The 13,991-nt window shown below is 70.6% G+C and carries 18 protein-coding genes; 11 read left to right on the top strand and 7 right to left on the bottom strand.

Annotated features, from left to right (window positions below; translation table 11 throughout):
• Nucleotides 1-10 precede the first annotated feature (10 nt).
• The 3 genes from ACYVHQ_RS00390 to ACYVHQ_RS00380 all read left to right on the top strand — a co-directional run bounded on the left by ACYVHQ_RS00390 (nucleotide 11) and on the right by ACYVHQ_RS00380 (nucleotide 1,489).
• Entirely contained in the window at nucleotides 11-493 is a 483-nt protein-coding gene (locus ACYVHQ_RS00390; RefSeq protein WP_460509852.1) for an FBP domain-containing protein, read from the top strand.
• Nucleotides 490-966: a MarR family winged helix-turn-helix transcriptional regulator gene (locus ACYVHQ_RS00385; protein ID WP_460509850.1), complete on the top strand. Its 477-nt coding sequence runs from the start codon at nucleotides 490-492 to the stop codon at nucleotides 964-966. Before ACYVHQ_RS00390 ends, ACYVHQ_RS00385 begins: the two co-directional genes overlap by 4 nt.
• Before the next feature lie 139 nt (nucleotides 967-1,105).
• Nucleotides 1,106-1,489 carry an antibiotic biosynthesis monooxygenase family protein gene (locus tag ACYVHQ_RS00380; RefSeq protein ID WP_460509848.1) on the top strand — a complete coding sequence of 128 codons (384 nt, stop codon included), beginning with the start codon at nucleotides 1,106-1,108 and terminating at the stop codon, nucleotides 1,487-1,489.
• Between the two features lie 66 nt (nucleotides 1,490-1,555).
• On the opposite strand, the gene ACYVHQ_RS00375 is transcribed toward ACYVHQ_RS00380, so the two are convergent.
• A complete protein-coding gene (locus tag ACYVHQ_RS00375; protein ID WP_460509846.1) occupies nucleotides 1,556-1,816 on the bottom strand; it encodes a glutaredoxin family protein in 261 nt (86 codons plus the stop codon).
• Between the two features lie 83 nt (nucleotides 1,817-1,899).
• Here ACYVHQ_RS00375 and ACYVHQ_RS00370 point away from each other — a divergent pair, with 83 nt between their 5' ends.
• The 4 genes from ACYVHQ_RS00370 to ACYVHQ_RS00355 all read left to right on the top strand — a co-directional run bounded on the left by ACYVHQ_RS00370 (nucleotide 1,900) and on the right by ACYVHQ_RS00355 (nucleotide 4,672).
• The gene (locus tag ACYVHQ_RS00370) at nucleotides 1,900-2,673 is read left to right on the top strand and encodes an aldo/keto reductase (RefSeq protein WP_460509844.1); all 774 of its coding nucleotides are present in this window, start codon (nucleotides 1,900-1,902) and stop codon (nucleotides 2,671-2,673) included.
• Between the two features lie 79 nt (nucleotides 2,674-2,752).
• Nucleotides 2,753-3,082, top strand: a complete 330-nt coding sequence (locus ACYVHQ_RS00365; RefSeq protein WP_460509842.1) for a hypothetical protein — start codon at nucleotides 2,753-2,755, stop codon at nucleotides 3,080-3,082.
• Between the two features lie 25 nt (nucleotides 3,083-3,107).
• Complete coding sequence (locus tag ACYVHQ_RS00360) at nucleotides 3,108-3,398, top strand: hypothetical protein (RefSeq protein ID WP_460509840.1); 291 nt, start codon at nucleotides 3,108-3,110, stop codon at nucleotides 3,396-3,398.
• A 56-nt stretch (nucleotides 3,399-3,454) separates the two neighbouring features.
• Nucleotides 3,455-4,672, top strand: a complete 1,218-nt coding sequence (locus ACYVHQ_RS00355) for a cysteine desulfurase-like protein (protein WP_460509839.1) — start codon at nucleotides 3,455-3,457, stop codon at nucleotides 4,670-4,672.
• Nucleotides 4,673-4,742: 70 nt separating this feature from the next.
• On the opposite strand, the gene ACYVHQ_RS00350 is transcribed toward ACYVHQ_RS00355, so the two are convergent.
• The 3 genes from ACYVHQ_RS00350 to ACYVHQ_RS00340 form a co-directional block, all read right to left on the bottom strand.
• The gene (locus ACYVHQ_RS00350; protein ID WP_460509837.1) at nucleotides 4,743-5,600 is read right to left on the bottom strand and encodes a hypothetical protein; all 858 of its coding nucleotides are present in this window, start codon (nucleotides 5,598-5,600) and stop codon (nucleotides 4,743-4,745) included.
• 88 nt (nucleotides 5,601-5,688) lie between these two features.
• A complete protein-coding gene (locus ACYVHQ_RS00345; protein WP_460509835.1) occupies nucleotides 5,689-6,348 on the bottom strand; it encodes a response regulator in 660 nt (219 codons plus the stop codon).
• On the bottom strand, nucleotides 6,345-7,727 hold the full coding sequence (locus ACYVHQ_RS00340) for a sensor histidine kinase (RefSeq protein ID WP_460509833.1): 1,383 nt from the start codon (nucleotides 7,725-7,727) through the stop codon (nucleotides 6,345-6,347). The genes ACYVHQ_RS00345 and ACYVHQ_RS00340 overlap by 4 nt, the downstream gene beginning before the upstream one ends.
• An 87-nt stretch (nucleotides 7,728-7,814) precedes the next feature.
• On the opposite strand from ACYVHQ_RS00340, the gene ACYVHQ_RS00335 reads away from it, so the two are divergent.
• From ACYVHQ_RS00335 to ACYVHQ_RS00325, 3 genes are all read left to right on the top strand, one after another.
• Nucleotides 7,815-8,399 (top strand): DinB family protein, encoded by a 585-nt coding sequence (locus tag ACYVHQ_RS00335; protein ID WP_460509831.1) that lies wholly within the window; start codon nucleotides 7,815-7,817, stop codon nucleotides 8,397-8,399.
• 337 nt (nucleotides 8,400-8,736) lie between these two features.
• Entirely contained in the window at nucleotides 8,737-9,333 is a 597-nt protein-coding gene (locus ACYVHQ_RS00330) for a Pycsar system effector family protein (RefSeq protein ID WP_460509829.1), read from the top strand.
• 7 nt (nucleotides 9,334-9,340) lie between these two features.
• Nucleotides 9,341-10,072 carry an adenylate/guanylate cyclase domain-containing protein gene (locus tag ACYVHQ_RS00325; RefSeq protein WP_460509827.1) on the top strand — a complete coding sequence of 244 codons (732 nt, stop codon included), beginning with the start codon at nucleotides 9,341-9,343 and terminating at the stop codon, nucleotides 10,070-10,072.
• A gap of 9 nt (nucleotides 10,073-10,081) precedes the next feature.
• Here ACYVHQ_RS00325 and ACYVHQ_RS00320 read toward each other — a convergent pair whose 3' ends face one another.
• The gene (locus tag ACYVHQ_RS00320; protein WP_460509825.1) at nucleotides 10,082-10,777 is read right to left on the bottom strand and encodes a hypothetical protein; all 696 of its coding nucleotides are present in this window, start codon (nucleotides 10,775-10,777) and stop codon (nucleotides 10,082-10,084) included.
• Nucleotides 10,778-10,995: 218 nt separating this feature from the next.
• Between ACYVHQ_RS00320 and ACYVHQ_RS00315 the strand changes: the two genes are divergently transcribed.
• Nucleotides 10,996-11,613 carry a recombinase family protein gene (locus ACYVHQ_RS00315; RefSeq protein WP_460509823.1) on the top strand — a complete coding sequence of 206 codons (618 nt, stop codon included), beginning with the start codon at nucleotides 10,996-10,998 and terminating at the stop codon, nucleotides 11,611-11,613.
• Nucleotides 11,614-11,959: 346 nt separating this feature from the next.
• On the opposite strand, the gene ACYVHQ_RS00310 is transcribed toward ACYVHQ_RS00315, so the two are convergent.
• Nucleotides 11,960-12,805 carry a hypothetical protein gene (locus ACYVHQ_RS00310; protein WP_460509821.1) on the bottom strand — a complete coding sequence of 282 codons (846 nt, stop codon included), beginning with the start codon at nucleotides 12,803-12,805 and terminating at the stop codon, nucleotides 11,960-11,962.
• Nucleotides 12,802-13,893 (bottom strand): redox-regulated ATPase YchF, encoded by a 1,092-nt coding sequence (gene ychF, locus ACYVHQ_RS00305; RefSeq protein WP_460509819.1) that lies wholly within the window; start codon nucleotides 13,891-13,893, stop codon nucleotides 12,802-12,804. The genes ACYVHQ_RS00310 and ychF overlap by 4 nt, the downstream gene beginning before the upstream one ends.
• Nucleotides 13,894-13,991: the final 98 nt, after the last annotated feature.

Here is a 13,991-nt window from a genome sequence, read left to right as displayed (position 1 = left end):
AGAGGAGATCGTGAAGCCGCTCACCGAGTCCGACATCCGCGGATCGTTCGTCAACGCCCTCCCCGGCGACCTCGACAGGCTGCCGATCCCCGGCCTCCACGAGGTGCTGTGGGACGAGCGCGAGTTCCTCGGATGGCGCGACCCCCAGGCGCACCTCCGCGGCTACGTCGTGCACTGGATGGACGACCGCCCCGTCGGCCTCGTGCTCCGCTCGTCGTCGGCCTCGCTGCGCCCCGGCATCGCCGCCATGTGCTCCCTCTGCCACTCGCCGCAGCCGGCGACGCAGGTCAGGCTCTTCACCGCCCCCAAGGCGGGCGAGGCGGGCCTCGCGGGCAGCACGCTCGGCACCTACATCTGCGAGGACCTCGCCTGCTCGCTGCTGATCCGCGTCGCCCCGCCGCACCTCAACCCGCCCGAGCAGGTCCGGCGCCGGGCCGAGGGGCTCAGCGAGCGCGTGCAGGGGTTCACCTCGAACGTGCTGAGGACCGCGTGACCGCGGCGTCCCCGGCTGCGCCCACGGACCTCCTGACGCTCTTCGACGACCTCGTGCACCTGCACCGGGAGGTCTGGAACGGCGTCGACGTGCGCATGCGCCGCGAGTGCGGCGTGCCCGCCGAGTGGTACCGCTGCGTGGACTCCGTCGCGTCGCGCGACGGCTCCCGCGTCGCCGACGTCGCCACCGACCTCGTGCTCACCATCGGGGCCGCGGCGGCGCTCGTCGACCGCGTCGTCGAGGCCGGCTTCGTCACGCGCGGCCCGCACCCCGTCGACGGCCGGTCGTCGGTGCTGATGCTCGGCGAGACGGGCGAGCGCCTGCTCGCCCGCTGCCGGACGGCCATCGCGCGCGAGATCGGCGACGGCCTCGCCGGAGGGCTCACCGAGGCCGGCCTCTCCCGCTTCGCCGCGATGCTCGGGCACCTGCGGCAGCACGTGCCGGCCGTCGTCGCACCCGCTCCGCCGCGCTGAGCGGCGCGCCTGCTCCGCCTCCTGCCGCAGGGCGCCGGGCAGGCACGGCACGGGCCACGTCGGGTCGTCGCGGCCTGCGGCGACGCCCAGCGGGCCGTCGTAGGGTCGGGCCGACCGTCCACCGTCGAGAGGAACCACCGTGTCCGTCGTGAAGATCAACGCCATCCACGTGCCCGCCGGAGCGGGCTCCGAGCTCGAGTCTCGCTTCGCGGCGCGCAAGCACTCGGTCGACGGGGCCGACGGCTTCGAGGGGTTCCAGCTGCTCCGCCCCGTCAAGGGCGAGGAGCGCTACTTCGTGGTGACGACGTGGCGCGACGAGGAGGCCTTCCAGGCCTGGGCCGAGAACGGCGCGAAGGCCGCTCACGCCGGCCCCCCGGCAGGAGGCGCGGGCAGCGCCGCCCCCGCCGGTCACGGCGGCGAGGCGGCCCGCCCCGACGCCCCGCGCGGCGGCGACGAGGAGACCCCGCGCCGCCCGGTGGCGACGGGAGCGGACCTGCTCGAGTTCGAGGTCGTCGAGCTCTGACGCCCCGGTGACCCGCCGGCGCCTCCCGGGAGGAGGCCCGGTCGGGACGCCGCGGGACCGCTCGGGTCAGCCGCGCGCGGGCAGCTTCGCGGCCAGCTCGGCGTCGGTGGGCTCGACGAGGTGGCTGCCGTCGGGGAAGACGACGACGGGGATGTTCGTGCGACCGCTGATCGCGTGCGCACGGTCGGCGCCGTCGGCGACCTGCTCGAGGTCGACGTAGTCGTACGCGACGCCCTCCTTGTCGAGGAGCGCCTTCGAGCGGCGGCAGTCGCGGCACCACTCGGCGCCGAACAGGAGGATGCGGTCGGGGGCGGTGTCGGTGGCCATGCCGACATCGTACGTCCGGCCTCCGACGTGCCCGCCCCGAGGGCGCCCGGCCGCCGAGCGGGCGAGGGGCGTAGACGGGTGCCATGACCGACTACGCGGACCCCTCCGTCCTCCTCACCGCGAGCCGCCTGCCCCTGCTCGGCTTCGGCACCTGGCAGCTCACCGACGCCGAGGCCGAACCGGCCACGCTCGCGGCGCTCGAGGCTGGCTACCGGCACGTCGACACGGCGACCATGTACCGGAACGAGGCCGGCGTCGGTCGCGCGCTGCGGGCCTCCGGCCTGGCGCGCGAGGACGTCTTCGTCACCACCAAGCTGCCGCCGGACCGCGAGGGCCGCGAGCGCGAGACGATCGAGCAGAGCCTGTCCGCGATGGGCGTCGACGCCGTCGACCTGTGGCTCGTGCACTGGATGCCCCGCGACAGCGTCGCCGTGTGGCAGGAGGTCGTGCACGCCCAGCAGGACGGCCTCGTCACCGAGGTGGGCGTCAGCAACTACACGCTCGCCGACATCGACGAGCTCGTCGAGGCGACCGGCGTGACGCCCGCCGTCAACCAGATCCGCTGGAGCCCCGCCCTCTTCGACGCGGAGGTCGCCGCCGGCCACGCCGAGCGCGGCGTCGTGCTCGAGGGCTACAGCCCGTTCAAGACCACCGACCTCGGCGACCCGGTCCTCACGCGCATCGCGGAGGCGCACGACGCGACGACGGCGCAGGTCGTCGTCGCCTGGCACGTCGCGCACGGGTTCGTCGTGATCCCGAAGTCCGCGCGGCCCGAGCGCATCGTCGCCAACGCCGCGGGGGCTCGCCTCGAGCTCAGCGAGGACGAGGTGCGCGCGGTCGACGGCCTGGCGGGCTGAGGCCGGGCCTCCTGCACCCCCAGCGCCCGGGCGTCCCGCCCGGGCGCCGGTCCGGCGCGGCCGGCAGTACTGTGTTCGCGTGCGGTTCTGCGGGCGGTGGACGATCGACGGGCACGACCACGAGGTGTGCCTGTTCGACGACCACCTGCTGTGGGCCCGCACCCCCACCGGCACGCCCACCGGCGGCCTCCGCCGCCTCGAGCGCGACGACCTCGTCGAGGTGACCGGCGAGCAGGACGGCACCGTGCTGACCGTGCACGTCCGCCTGCGCTGGGGCGCGACCGCGAGCGTCCGCGTGCCGACCACCGTCGGCGCGGTGCTGCTGAAGCGGTGGGAGCAGGCCAGCGGCGCCGCGACGACGTCCGTCACCGCGTCCGCCTCCGGAGCCGGGCCCGACTGCTGCGCGTAGCGTGGACCCGCCCGGAAGGAGCACCGTGACCGACCCCACCCGCGTCCGCGACCAGCCCGCCCTGCGCACCTCGTCGGGAGCGCAGTGGCTCGTCGTGGGCGGCCTCCTCGCCGCCGTCGCCCTCGTCGTCCTCCTCGTGCAGGGCGAGGGCGTGACGACCGTCGCCGCCGTCGTCGTCGCGGTCCTCTTCGCCGCCATGGTCGTCGTGCGCTTCGCCGTCGGCGCGCGGCGTGCCCGGCTGACGGCCCTCGCCGTGCTCCTGGTGCTCCTCGCGCTCGTGCCCGTGGTCGCGCTGCTCGTCGTCCTGGCGGCCTGACCCGCCGGACCGTGCCACGCTGGGGGCACCGCTCCCGCTCCCCACCAGGAGGCCCCGTGCCCTTCGACGTCGCCGCGTTCCGTCGCGCGTTCCCCTCCCTCGCCTCCGGCATCGCCCACTTCGACGGGCCCGGCGGCACGCAGACGCCCCGCGTCGTCGGGGAGGCGATCGCCGCGGCCATGACGGCGCCCACGTCGATCCGGGGCACGAGCACGCTCTCCGAGCGCAACGCCGAGGCGACCGTGCAGGCGTTCCGCTCGGCCTACGCCGACCTGCTCGGGGTCGACCCGCGCGGCGTCGTGCACGGTCGCAGTGCGACGGCGCTCACCTACGACCTCTCCCGCGCCCTCGCCAAGGGCTGGTCGACGGGCGATGAGGTCGTCGTCTGCCGGCTCGACCACGACTCCGACGTGCGGCCGTGGCTGCAGGCGGCCGAGGCCGTCGGGGCGACCGTCCGGTGGATCGAGATCGACCCGACGACCGGCGAACTCGACGAGGCGTCGGTCGTGGCCGCGATCACCGGGCGCACCCGGCTGGTCGCGCTGACCGGTGCGTCGAACCTCCTGGGCACCGTCCCCGACGTGCGCGCGGTCGCGGACCGGGCGCACGCCGTCGGGGCCCTCGTCTGGGTCGACGCCGTGCACTTCGCGGCGCACGAGCTCGTCGACGCGACGGCGCTCGGGGCCGACTTCGTCGTCTGCTCGCCCTACAAGTTCTACGGCCCGCACTGCGGGGTGCTGGGAGCCGCGCCCGAGCTGCTCGAGACCCTGCGGCCCGACAAGCTCGAGCCGTCCACCGACGCCGTGCCCGAGCGCTTCGAGCTCGGCACGCTGCCCTACGAGCAGCTGGCGGGCGCCACCGCCGCGGTCGACTTCATCGCGGCGATCGCGCCCGACGCCGCCGGACCCGACGCCTCGCGCCGCGAGCGCCTCACCGCGTCGATCACCGCCGTGCACGAGCGCGAGCACGCCCTGCGCGGCCGCCTCGAGGAGGCCCTGCTCGCGGTCCCCGGCCTCACGCTGCACTCCCACGCCGCCCGGCGCACCCCCACGCTCTACGTGACGATCGAGGGGCACAGGATGCGCGACCTCGCCGCGCACCTCGCCACCCGCGACGTGCTCGCCCCGGCCGGGCACTTCTACGCCCTCGAGGCCGCGCGCGCCCTGGGCCTGGACGGCGACGCCACGGGCCTGAGGATCGGGCTCGCCGCGTACACGAGCGACGACGACGTCGAGCGGTTGCTCGCGGGCGTCCGGGAGTTCGTCGGCGCCTGAGCGCTGCGCCCGCGGCGCGCGACGGCCCCGCGGCAGGTGCCGCGGGGCCGTCGTGCCGTGGTGCCGTGCGTCAGCCGAGGGGCTGCGGCGCGATCGGGTCGGGCGGCACGGGCACCGAACCCCTGATGCGGTTCTGCGCCTGGCAGTCGCTCGTGCAGTTCGTCGCGCCTGCGCTGAGCTCGACGGCGTCCTCGCCCAGCACGCCGCCCAGGCGGCCGCCGGACTGCACGGTCCACGTGGTGGTCGTGGCCGTCTGCGAGGTCTTCGTCGCGGCCTGGGGGCTGTCCTTGCCGAGCAGCATCTGGTGGGCGCCCGTGCCCCCGGTCACCGCCGGGGTGCCGTCGCCGAAGTTGACCTTGCCGGTGTAGGGGTTCTCGAAGTAGGACAGCCCTGAGCCGAGCGTGTGGGTGAACTCGACGGGGGCGCCGAACTCGGACTCCATCTGGAAGATGCCGCCCTGGGCGCCGTCCTTGGCCTGGATCTTGAAGCTGCCGCCCGCGGTCGAGAACAGCACCACGACGCTGTCGTCCTTCACCTCGAGGCGCGAGATGCGCGCGCCGGCGCGCTGCGCCGCCGTGAGCGTGGGCACCTTCGAGGCGAAGACGACCGTCGGCCGCGTGACCATCCGCTGGGTGTCCGGTGCGCCGGTGAGCGTGTAGTCGTGGACGCCGAGGGTGGCGACGTCGATGTCGAAGCGGTTGTTGACGCCGCGCACCTGGATGCGCCCGCCGGGTGCGAGGTCGCGCAGGCGGACGTCCTTGCCGGGCGCCGGGTCGTAGGTGGTGCCCGCGACGGTCACGGCGTAGTCGCCGCCCGCGCTGGTCTTGCCGCTGGCGGCCGCGGGACCGGCGACGCCGATCGCGCTCGCGACGACCGCGGCGACGAGCAGCGCTGCGCGTCCGGCGCGGAACGAGGTGGAGACGGACATGGTGACCTCCCTGGTCGGTGCGACCCCCCTGGCGGGCCGTGCCCCCAGCCTCCTGCGCGCCGCCCGGCGCCACCATCGGACCTTGGTACTAGTACCCGTGGTCCCGCGCCCAGAGGGCGGCGCTCGTGCGGTCGGCGACCCCGATGCGACGGAACAGGCTGCCGGCGTGCGCCTTCACGGTGCGCTCGCTGATGCCGAGGCGCTGGCCGATCTGCTTGTTGGCGAGGCCCTGCGCGATGAGCCTCAGGACGTCGGCCTCGCGCCCGGCCACGGCGACGGGCGGTGCGGGCTCGGGGCGCACCTCCTGGCCTCGGTCCACGGTCGCAGGAGGCGCACCCCGCGCCGGCAGGACGGCCCTCGCCGCCCGCGGGTCGAGCGGCGCGTCCCCGGCGGCCGCCGCGCGGACGCCGGCGACGACGCTCGCCGGGTCGGCGTCCTTGAGGAGGTAGCCGACGGCTCCGGCCCCCAGCGCCTCGCGGACGGTGGCGGCGTCGGGCACGCTCGTGAGCACGACGACCCGGGCGTCGGGGTGCTCCTCGACGAGGCGACGGGTGGCTTCGACGCCGCCGATGCCGGGCATCGAGAGGTCCATGAGCACGACGTCGGGCCGGTGCTGCCGCCAGGCGTCGAGGGAGCGCTCGCCGTCGGCGGCCTCGGCCACGACCTGCACGCCCTCCTCGCCGTCGACGAGCGCGCGGAGGCCCGCGCGCACGAGCGGGTGGTCGTCGACCACGAGCACCCGGATCACGGCGTGCCCACCGTCAGGCGCCAGGTCGTGCCGTGGCCGGGAGCGGTCGCGAGCTCGAGGGTCGCGCCGCCCTCGCGCGCGACGTCGGCGAGGACGCGCAGGCCGAAGTGGTCGTGCTCCGGCCGCTCGAGCAGCACGGGGTCGAAGCCGACGCCGTCGTCCGTGACCGTGGCCACCACGCCGGGACCGACCCGCCGCACGACGACCTCGGCCGTCGCCGCGCGAGCGTGCTTGCCGACGTTGGCGAGGCACTCCTGCACGACGCGGAACACGAGCCGCAGGTCGTCGTCGCCCAGGACGACCTCGGGCTCGACCGTCGAGCGCGCCTCGACGCCGCGCGAGCGCAGCCCGCGCACGAGGTCGTCGAGTGCCGGACCGAGCCCGGCGCGCACGAGGTTCGGCGGGTAGAGGTCGACCAGCAGGGTGCGCAGCCCCGCGATGCTGCCGCGGACCGCACCGACGACGGAGCCCAGCCCGTCCGCCGCGGCCGTGTCGCCCCTCCTGCCCGCCGCGGCCTGCTCGGCGGAGAGCGCGAACGAGGTCGCGACGAGGTCCTGCACCACGCCGTCGTGGAGGGCGCCCGCGATGCGGCGCCGCTCCCCCGCGCTCGCGTCCAGGGCCCGCTCGAGCAGGGCCTCGCGCTGGCGCCGTCCGCGCTCGACGGCGGCGAGGAGGCGCCAGAGCACGGGCACCAGGAGCACCACGACCAGCACGATGCTGCCGATCGTGATGCCCGCGAAGCCCGCCCAGAGCTGCCCGCTGCGCTCGAGGACCTCGTCGTAGCGGAAGTACACCTCGAGCAGGAGGGGCGTGCCCTCGACGGTGCGGACGGCACGGTACGCCTCGAGCAGGCGGCCCTCGCCCCGCTCGTACGCGTTCTCGGGCTCGTCGAGATCGCTCACCTCGGCCTCGACGCCGTCGCTCTCGAGCGCCTGCGCGTCCTCCTCGGAGAGGGCGAAGACCTGGCCGACCAGGCGCGGCTCATCGCTCCAGGCGACGCGGCCCTCGGCGTCCCACAGCTTGACGCGGACGATGCTCGTGCTGAGCACGTGGTCGCGCACCTCGCGGTCGAGGGCGGCCACGGCCCCCGGATCGCCGTCGAGCAGCGCGTCGGTGAGCACGGGCTCGACGAGCGCGTCGGCGATGCGGTCGACGCGGTCGGCGGCGTCGCGCACCGACTCGCCCTCGGCCAGCGCGCGCGACGCGGCCGACGCCGCGAGCGACACGGCCACGATGACGAGCAGCGTCGCGAGCGCGACCCACGCGATCACGCGGCGCGGCCCGGGGGCGGGAGTCGCGTCGACGGTGGGCGCGGACGGTCGCGCGACCGTGACGAAGGGCGGGGCGGCGGTGCCGGCCCCGCGCGGGTCGGAGGGCATGGCGTCCATCATCGTGCACGGGCCGCCCGGCAGGGGGCTGGTGGAGGAGTGCTGGTGCCCGGCCTCGGGCCAGGGCAGTCTGGACGCATGGACGCCAAGGACCACCTGCACGCGATGCTGCGCCAGCGGCGCGCCGACCTGCTCGCGACGCTCGACGGGCTGAGCGAGCACGACGTGCGTCGCCCGCTGACCCCGACCGGCACGAACCTGCTCGGCCTGGTCAAGCACGTGGCGAGCGTCCAGCTCGGCTACTTCGGCGACGTCTTCGACCGCGTCCCCGACCGCACCTGGCCCTGGCTCGGTGAGCACGCGGACCACGACGCCGACCTCTGGGCGCCCGCGGACGAGTCCCGCGAGATGCTCCTCGAGTTCGTCGCGTACTCCGACCGGCACGCCGACGCCACGATCGAGGCACTCGACCTCGACGCGCGCGGCGTCGTGCCCTGGTGGCCGGAGGAGCGCCGCGACGTCACCCTCGGCCAGGTGCTCGTGCACGTCGTCGCCGAGGCGGCCCGGCACGCGGGCCACGCCGATATCGTGCGCGAGCTCGTCGACGGCCGTGCGGGACAGCGGCCGGGCGACGTCAACGTGCCCGACCTGGGCGTCGCGGGCTGGGGTGCGCACGTGACGCGGGTGCAGGAGGCGGCGGACGCCTTCGCCGCGCGGCCCTGAGGCCCCGCGGAGCCACGGCCCGCGAGCGTGGCACTCCTTCTCCGACATGACGCGCTCGGGGCCGGCCGCGTCACGCACGTCCCCGGACCGGTGCATTGCGGCGCGCGGGAGCGGGCAGCGTCAGTTGTTGAAGCGAAACTCCACGACGTTCCGTTACAGAACAACCTCTGGATCGACAGGTGATGTGTCCGTCGCGACTGCCCCGCAGCTGTGGGGGCAGCAGCGCAAACCTCTTCGGCCTAAGACTCGCGGCCGCCAGCCAGTGCATCTCGGAATCGAGACAATCGTGCAACCAAAGGGTCCGTGGTATCCGGGCCATCCTGAGTAGCCTAAAGTCATGTTTCGAATTCCGTCCCGGCGCGGTGGACGACGGGCCACCGGGGGCCATCTGCACATCTCGCCCACGCCCGTCAGCCCTCCCGAGCCGAACCCGGACCATGCGTGGAAGACGCTCGCATTGATGAATGAGTGGATTCGCCATTCGGATGCGAAAGCCGGCGTGACGCTAGCCTTCACTGGGGTGATGGCAACGACGACATTCAACCTCGTCAAGGACTTCACTCCTCGAACGGCGGTGTTCGACAGTCTGGTTGTCATCGCTTGCCTCTTGCTCATCTTTACGGGAGCTTTGTGCGGATGGACGCTGACACCACGGGTGAAGGATAAAGATGCTGATCGGGACGCGATTAACAGGCTCTTTTTCGCCAGCATCCATAAGAACTTCAGGGGCAAGCGGCAGGAGTACAGCGAGGTACTCCACTTACTCACCTCTGATCCTGTCGAACTGACGAAAGATCTCGCAGATCAGATCCATGTCAATGCGCGCATTGCCACGGCAAAGGCGACCGCGGCGAAATGGGCCATCCGGTGCGCTCTCGCTGCAGGTGCCGCGATCGGAGTCTTGGCCCTCGTTATTGGCGCTACGAACAGCTAGGGCGCAGATGGACGGCAACTACAGACCATACGACTGGACATCCAGCTCGGCCCGGATCAAAGCGATTCTGGATCAGCCGGCGGGGGCGTACGAGGAGGTTGACGGACTGCCTGACCGGGACAAGCTCACGTTCGCGAACGGCTTCTACGGCATGTGTTCGGCGATCTTCATCGACATCCGAGACTCCTCCGGCCTGACGTCGAAGCACAAACGGCCCGTTCTTGCGAAGATCTATCGGTCATTTATCTCAGAGATGGTCGCAGTCCTCAATTCCGACCTCTATGTGCGCGAGGTGAACATCGTCGGCGACTGCGTGTGGGCCTCCTATAAGACGACGCAGGTCAATCACATCGACGATGTTTTTGCTATCGCGGCGCAGGCCAATACCCTCCTTAGGCTCCTCAATCACCACTATGAGAAGGCTGGGATCACCCAGCTCAGCATCGGCATTGGTGTCGAGTACGGGCGAGTCCTCATGATCAAGGCGGGGTACAGCGGTAGCGCGATCAACGACGTGGTGTACATGGGAGACGTCGTCAACAGGGCAGCCCATCTGGCGCACCTGGCAGGGCGTGGCTGGGGATCGAGCCCGATCATCGTCGGCGACGTTTTGTACTCGAACCTGAACGAAAACAACAAGGGCCTACTACGACCGCACTGGACATCCGGCATCGGGACGGTGTACCAGGGGAACCCCATCATCCCGCCAATGGAAGAGTGGATCAGCGCCCTCGGTTGAGAATAGGTTTTAGACCGCCCACCAGAACGTCGACCCGTAGATCTGATAGCCCATGTCGGCAGTTCCCAGGTCAGTCCACATGTTCCGCTTCGGGTCGCCCCCGAACTTCGAGGCCTCGCGCAGCCTGTTGTACACGTCGGCAGTAATGTAGGTCGGGTAGCGAGGATCAAGCGCGGCCAGCTTCGCGGCATTGTTTGCCGCGTTTCCAACCCACACCAAATCGTTGCTGCCTCGGATGCCCGTTCTGGCGACGAAAAGCTTCGAGGTGTCAATGCCAACCCGCTGCTTAAGCACGAAAGTGCTCTTCGGGTACTTCTCGGCGATCTTCGCCGCCACGATGTTCTTGCATGCCCAGTTGATCTGCAACCCGCACTTCGCGGCGTCAGAGTTCTTCGAGTCCCCGATGAACACGCCCATGACGCGGTCCCCGTCGTAGGCAGTGACGATGCCACCCCGCGCCCGGATGATCTTCGCAGCGCAGAACAGGTAGCTCTTGTAGACCTCCGCAGCGAACCAATCCTTGTGCCCCTTGACCATCTTCGTCGACGACGCAAGATCCGCATAGAGGACCGTTGCGTCGAGCTCGACGGCGAGGTTCTTTAGAGGAAGGTCATCGGTGTCGGGCACCTTCTGACCTGCGCGACGCTCCCACTGCTCGTCGACAGTCTTCTGGACGTACGCATCCAGTTCTTCTTTCAGGCTCATGTCAAGCATTCTCCTCCGGGCGCTCGTCCGTTGGCTTGGTCAACCTGGCTACTGCATCCTGCAGCGCTCTCAATAGTGCCTGGAGATTCACGCACCACCCCGCACTGCCGTCAAGTTCCCGGGAGAGAGTTATGGCCGCCGCACTCAGATGTTGAAGCGCGAAGCGGAACTGCAACACGTCGCGTAGCGGATGACCGTCTCAGGTGTAAGGTCGGCGGATGGCTGAGCCCTCCACGCGCACTGCGATCTACCTACGCATCTCTATGGATCGAGAAATGGACGGCCTGGCCATCGACCGGCAGCGCGCCGACTGCCTGACCATCGCCGAGACCCGCGGGTGGGCAGTGGTTCGCGAGTATGTCGACCAGTCACGGAGTGCGACTGACAAGACGAAGCGACGTCCCGGATATGACGACCTGGTGAGCGGCTTCGAGGCGGGAGAATTCGACGCGATCATCTGCTGGGATCTCGATCGACTCACCGGCCAACCCCGACAGCTCGAGGATTGGATCGACGCTGCCGAGGCGCGCGGGTTGCGACTCGTCACCGCCAATGGTGAAGCCGATCTGACCACCGACGGCGGACGCCTGTTCGCTCGCGTGAAGGCCGCAGTCGCGCGGTCCGAGGTCGAGCGAAAGAGCGCTCGACAGTCGGCCGCTCAAGCTCAACGAGCGGCGCAAGGCCGAGCCCCGAAGGGTATGCGTCCTGTCGGCTACAGCGTCGCAGGCGAGATCATCAAGCATGAGGCCGAGGCCGTCCGCGCAGTCTTCACGGCCTTCCATGGCGGTAGCTCACTTAGAGCCATCGCGGCAGCTCTTTCCGGCGAGACCGGTTAACGTATCCCCGCGAGGGTGCCCGCGCTCCCCCGTCACACGCGGACTGTCACCTTTGAACGCAACTCCCGACGCGATGAGGAAAACAAGACTCTCCCTCCAGAGAAGCAGCGGAAGCTGCGGCCCGTGCCCGATGAAGCCCCGTGGCCACCGAGCACAGTACTCGGGATGCTTCGCAACCCTCGCTACGCCTAGGCCCGACCACTCAGCGGGCGTCTCAGCGCCGGAGACCTCTCCGCATGAGGGACACGCACTACGGACTCGCACGAACGAAAGCTCACTCCGGCCTTCTCACCTTGCCCCGCAGAATCGATTCCCTGAGGGAGGAAGTGCACCACGTCAACCCTCGTCACCTGACCGCCTTTTCAACCTTGCTCTGCACTGCTTCCGGCAATTGCTTACGGATAAAATCGTCTAAAGCAGCCGGGTCGGGTTCGACGCGGTCTGCCACAACTCTCTCATCCCAGGTTTCGTAGTTCGCCGGGTCGGCGAAGACGATGACGCCAATACCGTGTCGTCGCGCTTCTGTAATGACCGCGTCAAGCGCAGCCGGAGGTCGCTGATCGTCCGGAACATGTAAAAGAACGTAGGAATGGGTTGCGGCACGCCGGTGAGCCAAAGCTTCGTAGACCGCCGTCACGTCGATCATGTCGGACGGCTTGACCTCAAATGTATGGACCGAAAGAGTTTTTACGGGCAGATATGTGAACACCTGCACTTCGACTGCTGCCAAGTCCGGACGTGTCCACTTACCCCCAGTGAGGCGCCTCCCAGCCCGGGAAACGTCCTCAACTGCGAGGTAGTCATAGCCCTTTTCCGATTGCCAGTCACCAAAAAGCACCGCTCTTAACGGCCCATAGAGAATCTCTTCCGGCTGACGAGTTGCTACTTGATTGCCACTGCTATCGTCCGGCGAATCTCCTACGACGACAGAATCCGGCACCCGCGCGGTCGAGCCGCCTCGACCGCGCCCACGCACGGCACGGCCGCCCTCGACGAGAAGCTCACGAGCGTTCCAGAAGTCCTGCTTGTCTCCGCCAAGGCTTTTGAGTAACTCTGCGTTCGGTTTCAGCGACCCGTCTGCAGGCAGCAGAGCAAACAGCCGGTCTTCCAGCGACAAATCGGCGTCCACCGGTTGTGCGTCGTGAACAACGCTCCCAATCGGTGCCTGGTCGAGACCGTCGCCGCCGCTCATTTTGCACTCCCAGAAGTGACTCCGACGCGGAACTCCACCACGTCGCCGTCCTGCATGACGTACTCCTTGCCCTCGATGCGGGCCTTGCCGGCGGAGCGGGCCTCGGCGATGCTGCCCGTGGCGACGAGATCGTCGAACGAGATGACCTCGGCCTTGATGAAGCCCTTCTCGAAGTCCGTGTGGATCACGCCGGCCGCCTGCGGGGCCTTCCAGCCCTTGCCGATGGTCCAGGCGCGGGTCTCCTTCGGTCCTGCCGTGAGGTAGGTCTGCAGGCCGAGCGTGTCGAAGCCGATGCGGGCGAGCTGGTGCAGGCCCGACTCCTCCTGGCCGGTCGAGGCGAGCAGCTCGGCGGCGTCCTCGGCGTCGAGGCCGATCAGCTCGGACTCGATCTTCGCGTCGAGGAACACCGCCTCGGCAGGGGCGACGAGCGCCGCGAGGCGCTCCTTCGCGGCGTCGTCGGTGAGGATCGCCTCGTCGACGTTGAAGACGTAGATGAAGGGCTTCGCGGTGAGCAGGCCCAGCTCGCGGATCGGCTCGAGGTCGATGTTCGAGGCGCTCAGCGGCGTGCCCGCCTGCAGCGCGTCGCGCGCGGCGACCGCGGTCTCGTGCACGGTGGGCTCGACGCGCTTGAGCCTCAGCTCCTTCTCGTAGCGCACGAGCGCCTTCTCGACGGTCTCGAGGTCGGCGAGGATCAGCTCGGTGTTGATCGTGCCCATGTCGCCCTCGGGGTCGACCTTGCCGTCGACGTGGACCACGTCGGGGTCCTCGAAGCCGCGGACGACCTCGGCGATCGCGTCGGCCTCGCGGATGTTCGCGAGGAACTTGTTGCCGAGCCCTTCGCCCTCGCTCGCGCCCTTGACGATGCCGGCGATGTCGACGAACGACACCGGCGCGGGCAGGATCTTCTCGCTGCCGAACAACCCCGCGAGCACCGCCAGCCGGGGGTCGGGCAGGTCGACGACCCCGACGTTGGGCTCGATGGTCGCGAACGGGTAGTTCGCGGCGAGCACCTGGTTCTGGGTCAGGGCGTTGAAGAGGGTGGACTTGCCGACGTTGGGCAGTCCGACGATCGCGATGGTGAGGGCCACGGGGAGCCAGGCTACCCGGTCACGGGCGGGGCCGAGCCCGCGGGGCGGAGCCGGTACGCGCCTCCTGCGGGCGACACGTGGTGTCGTGGGCCCGTGCG

Source organism: Frigoribacterium salinisoli (assembly GCF_054781095.1).
The sequence above is the reverse complement of the archived record's forward strand: the minus strand, read 5'-3'. Positions and strand labels throughout refer to the sequence as shown.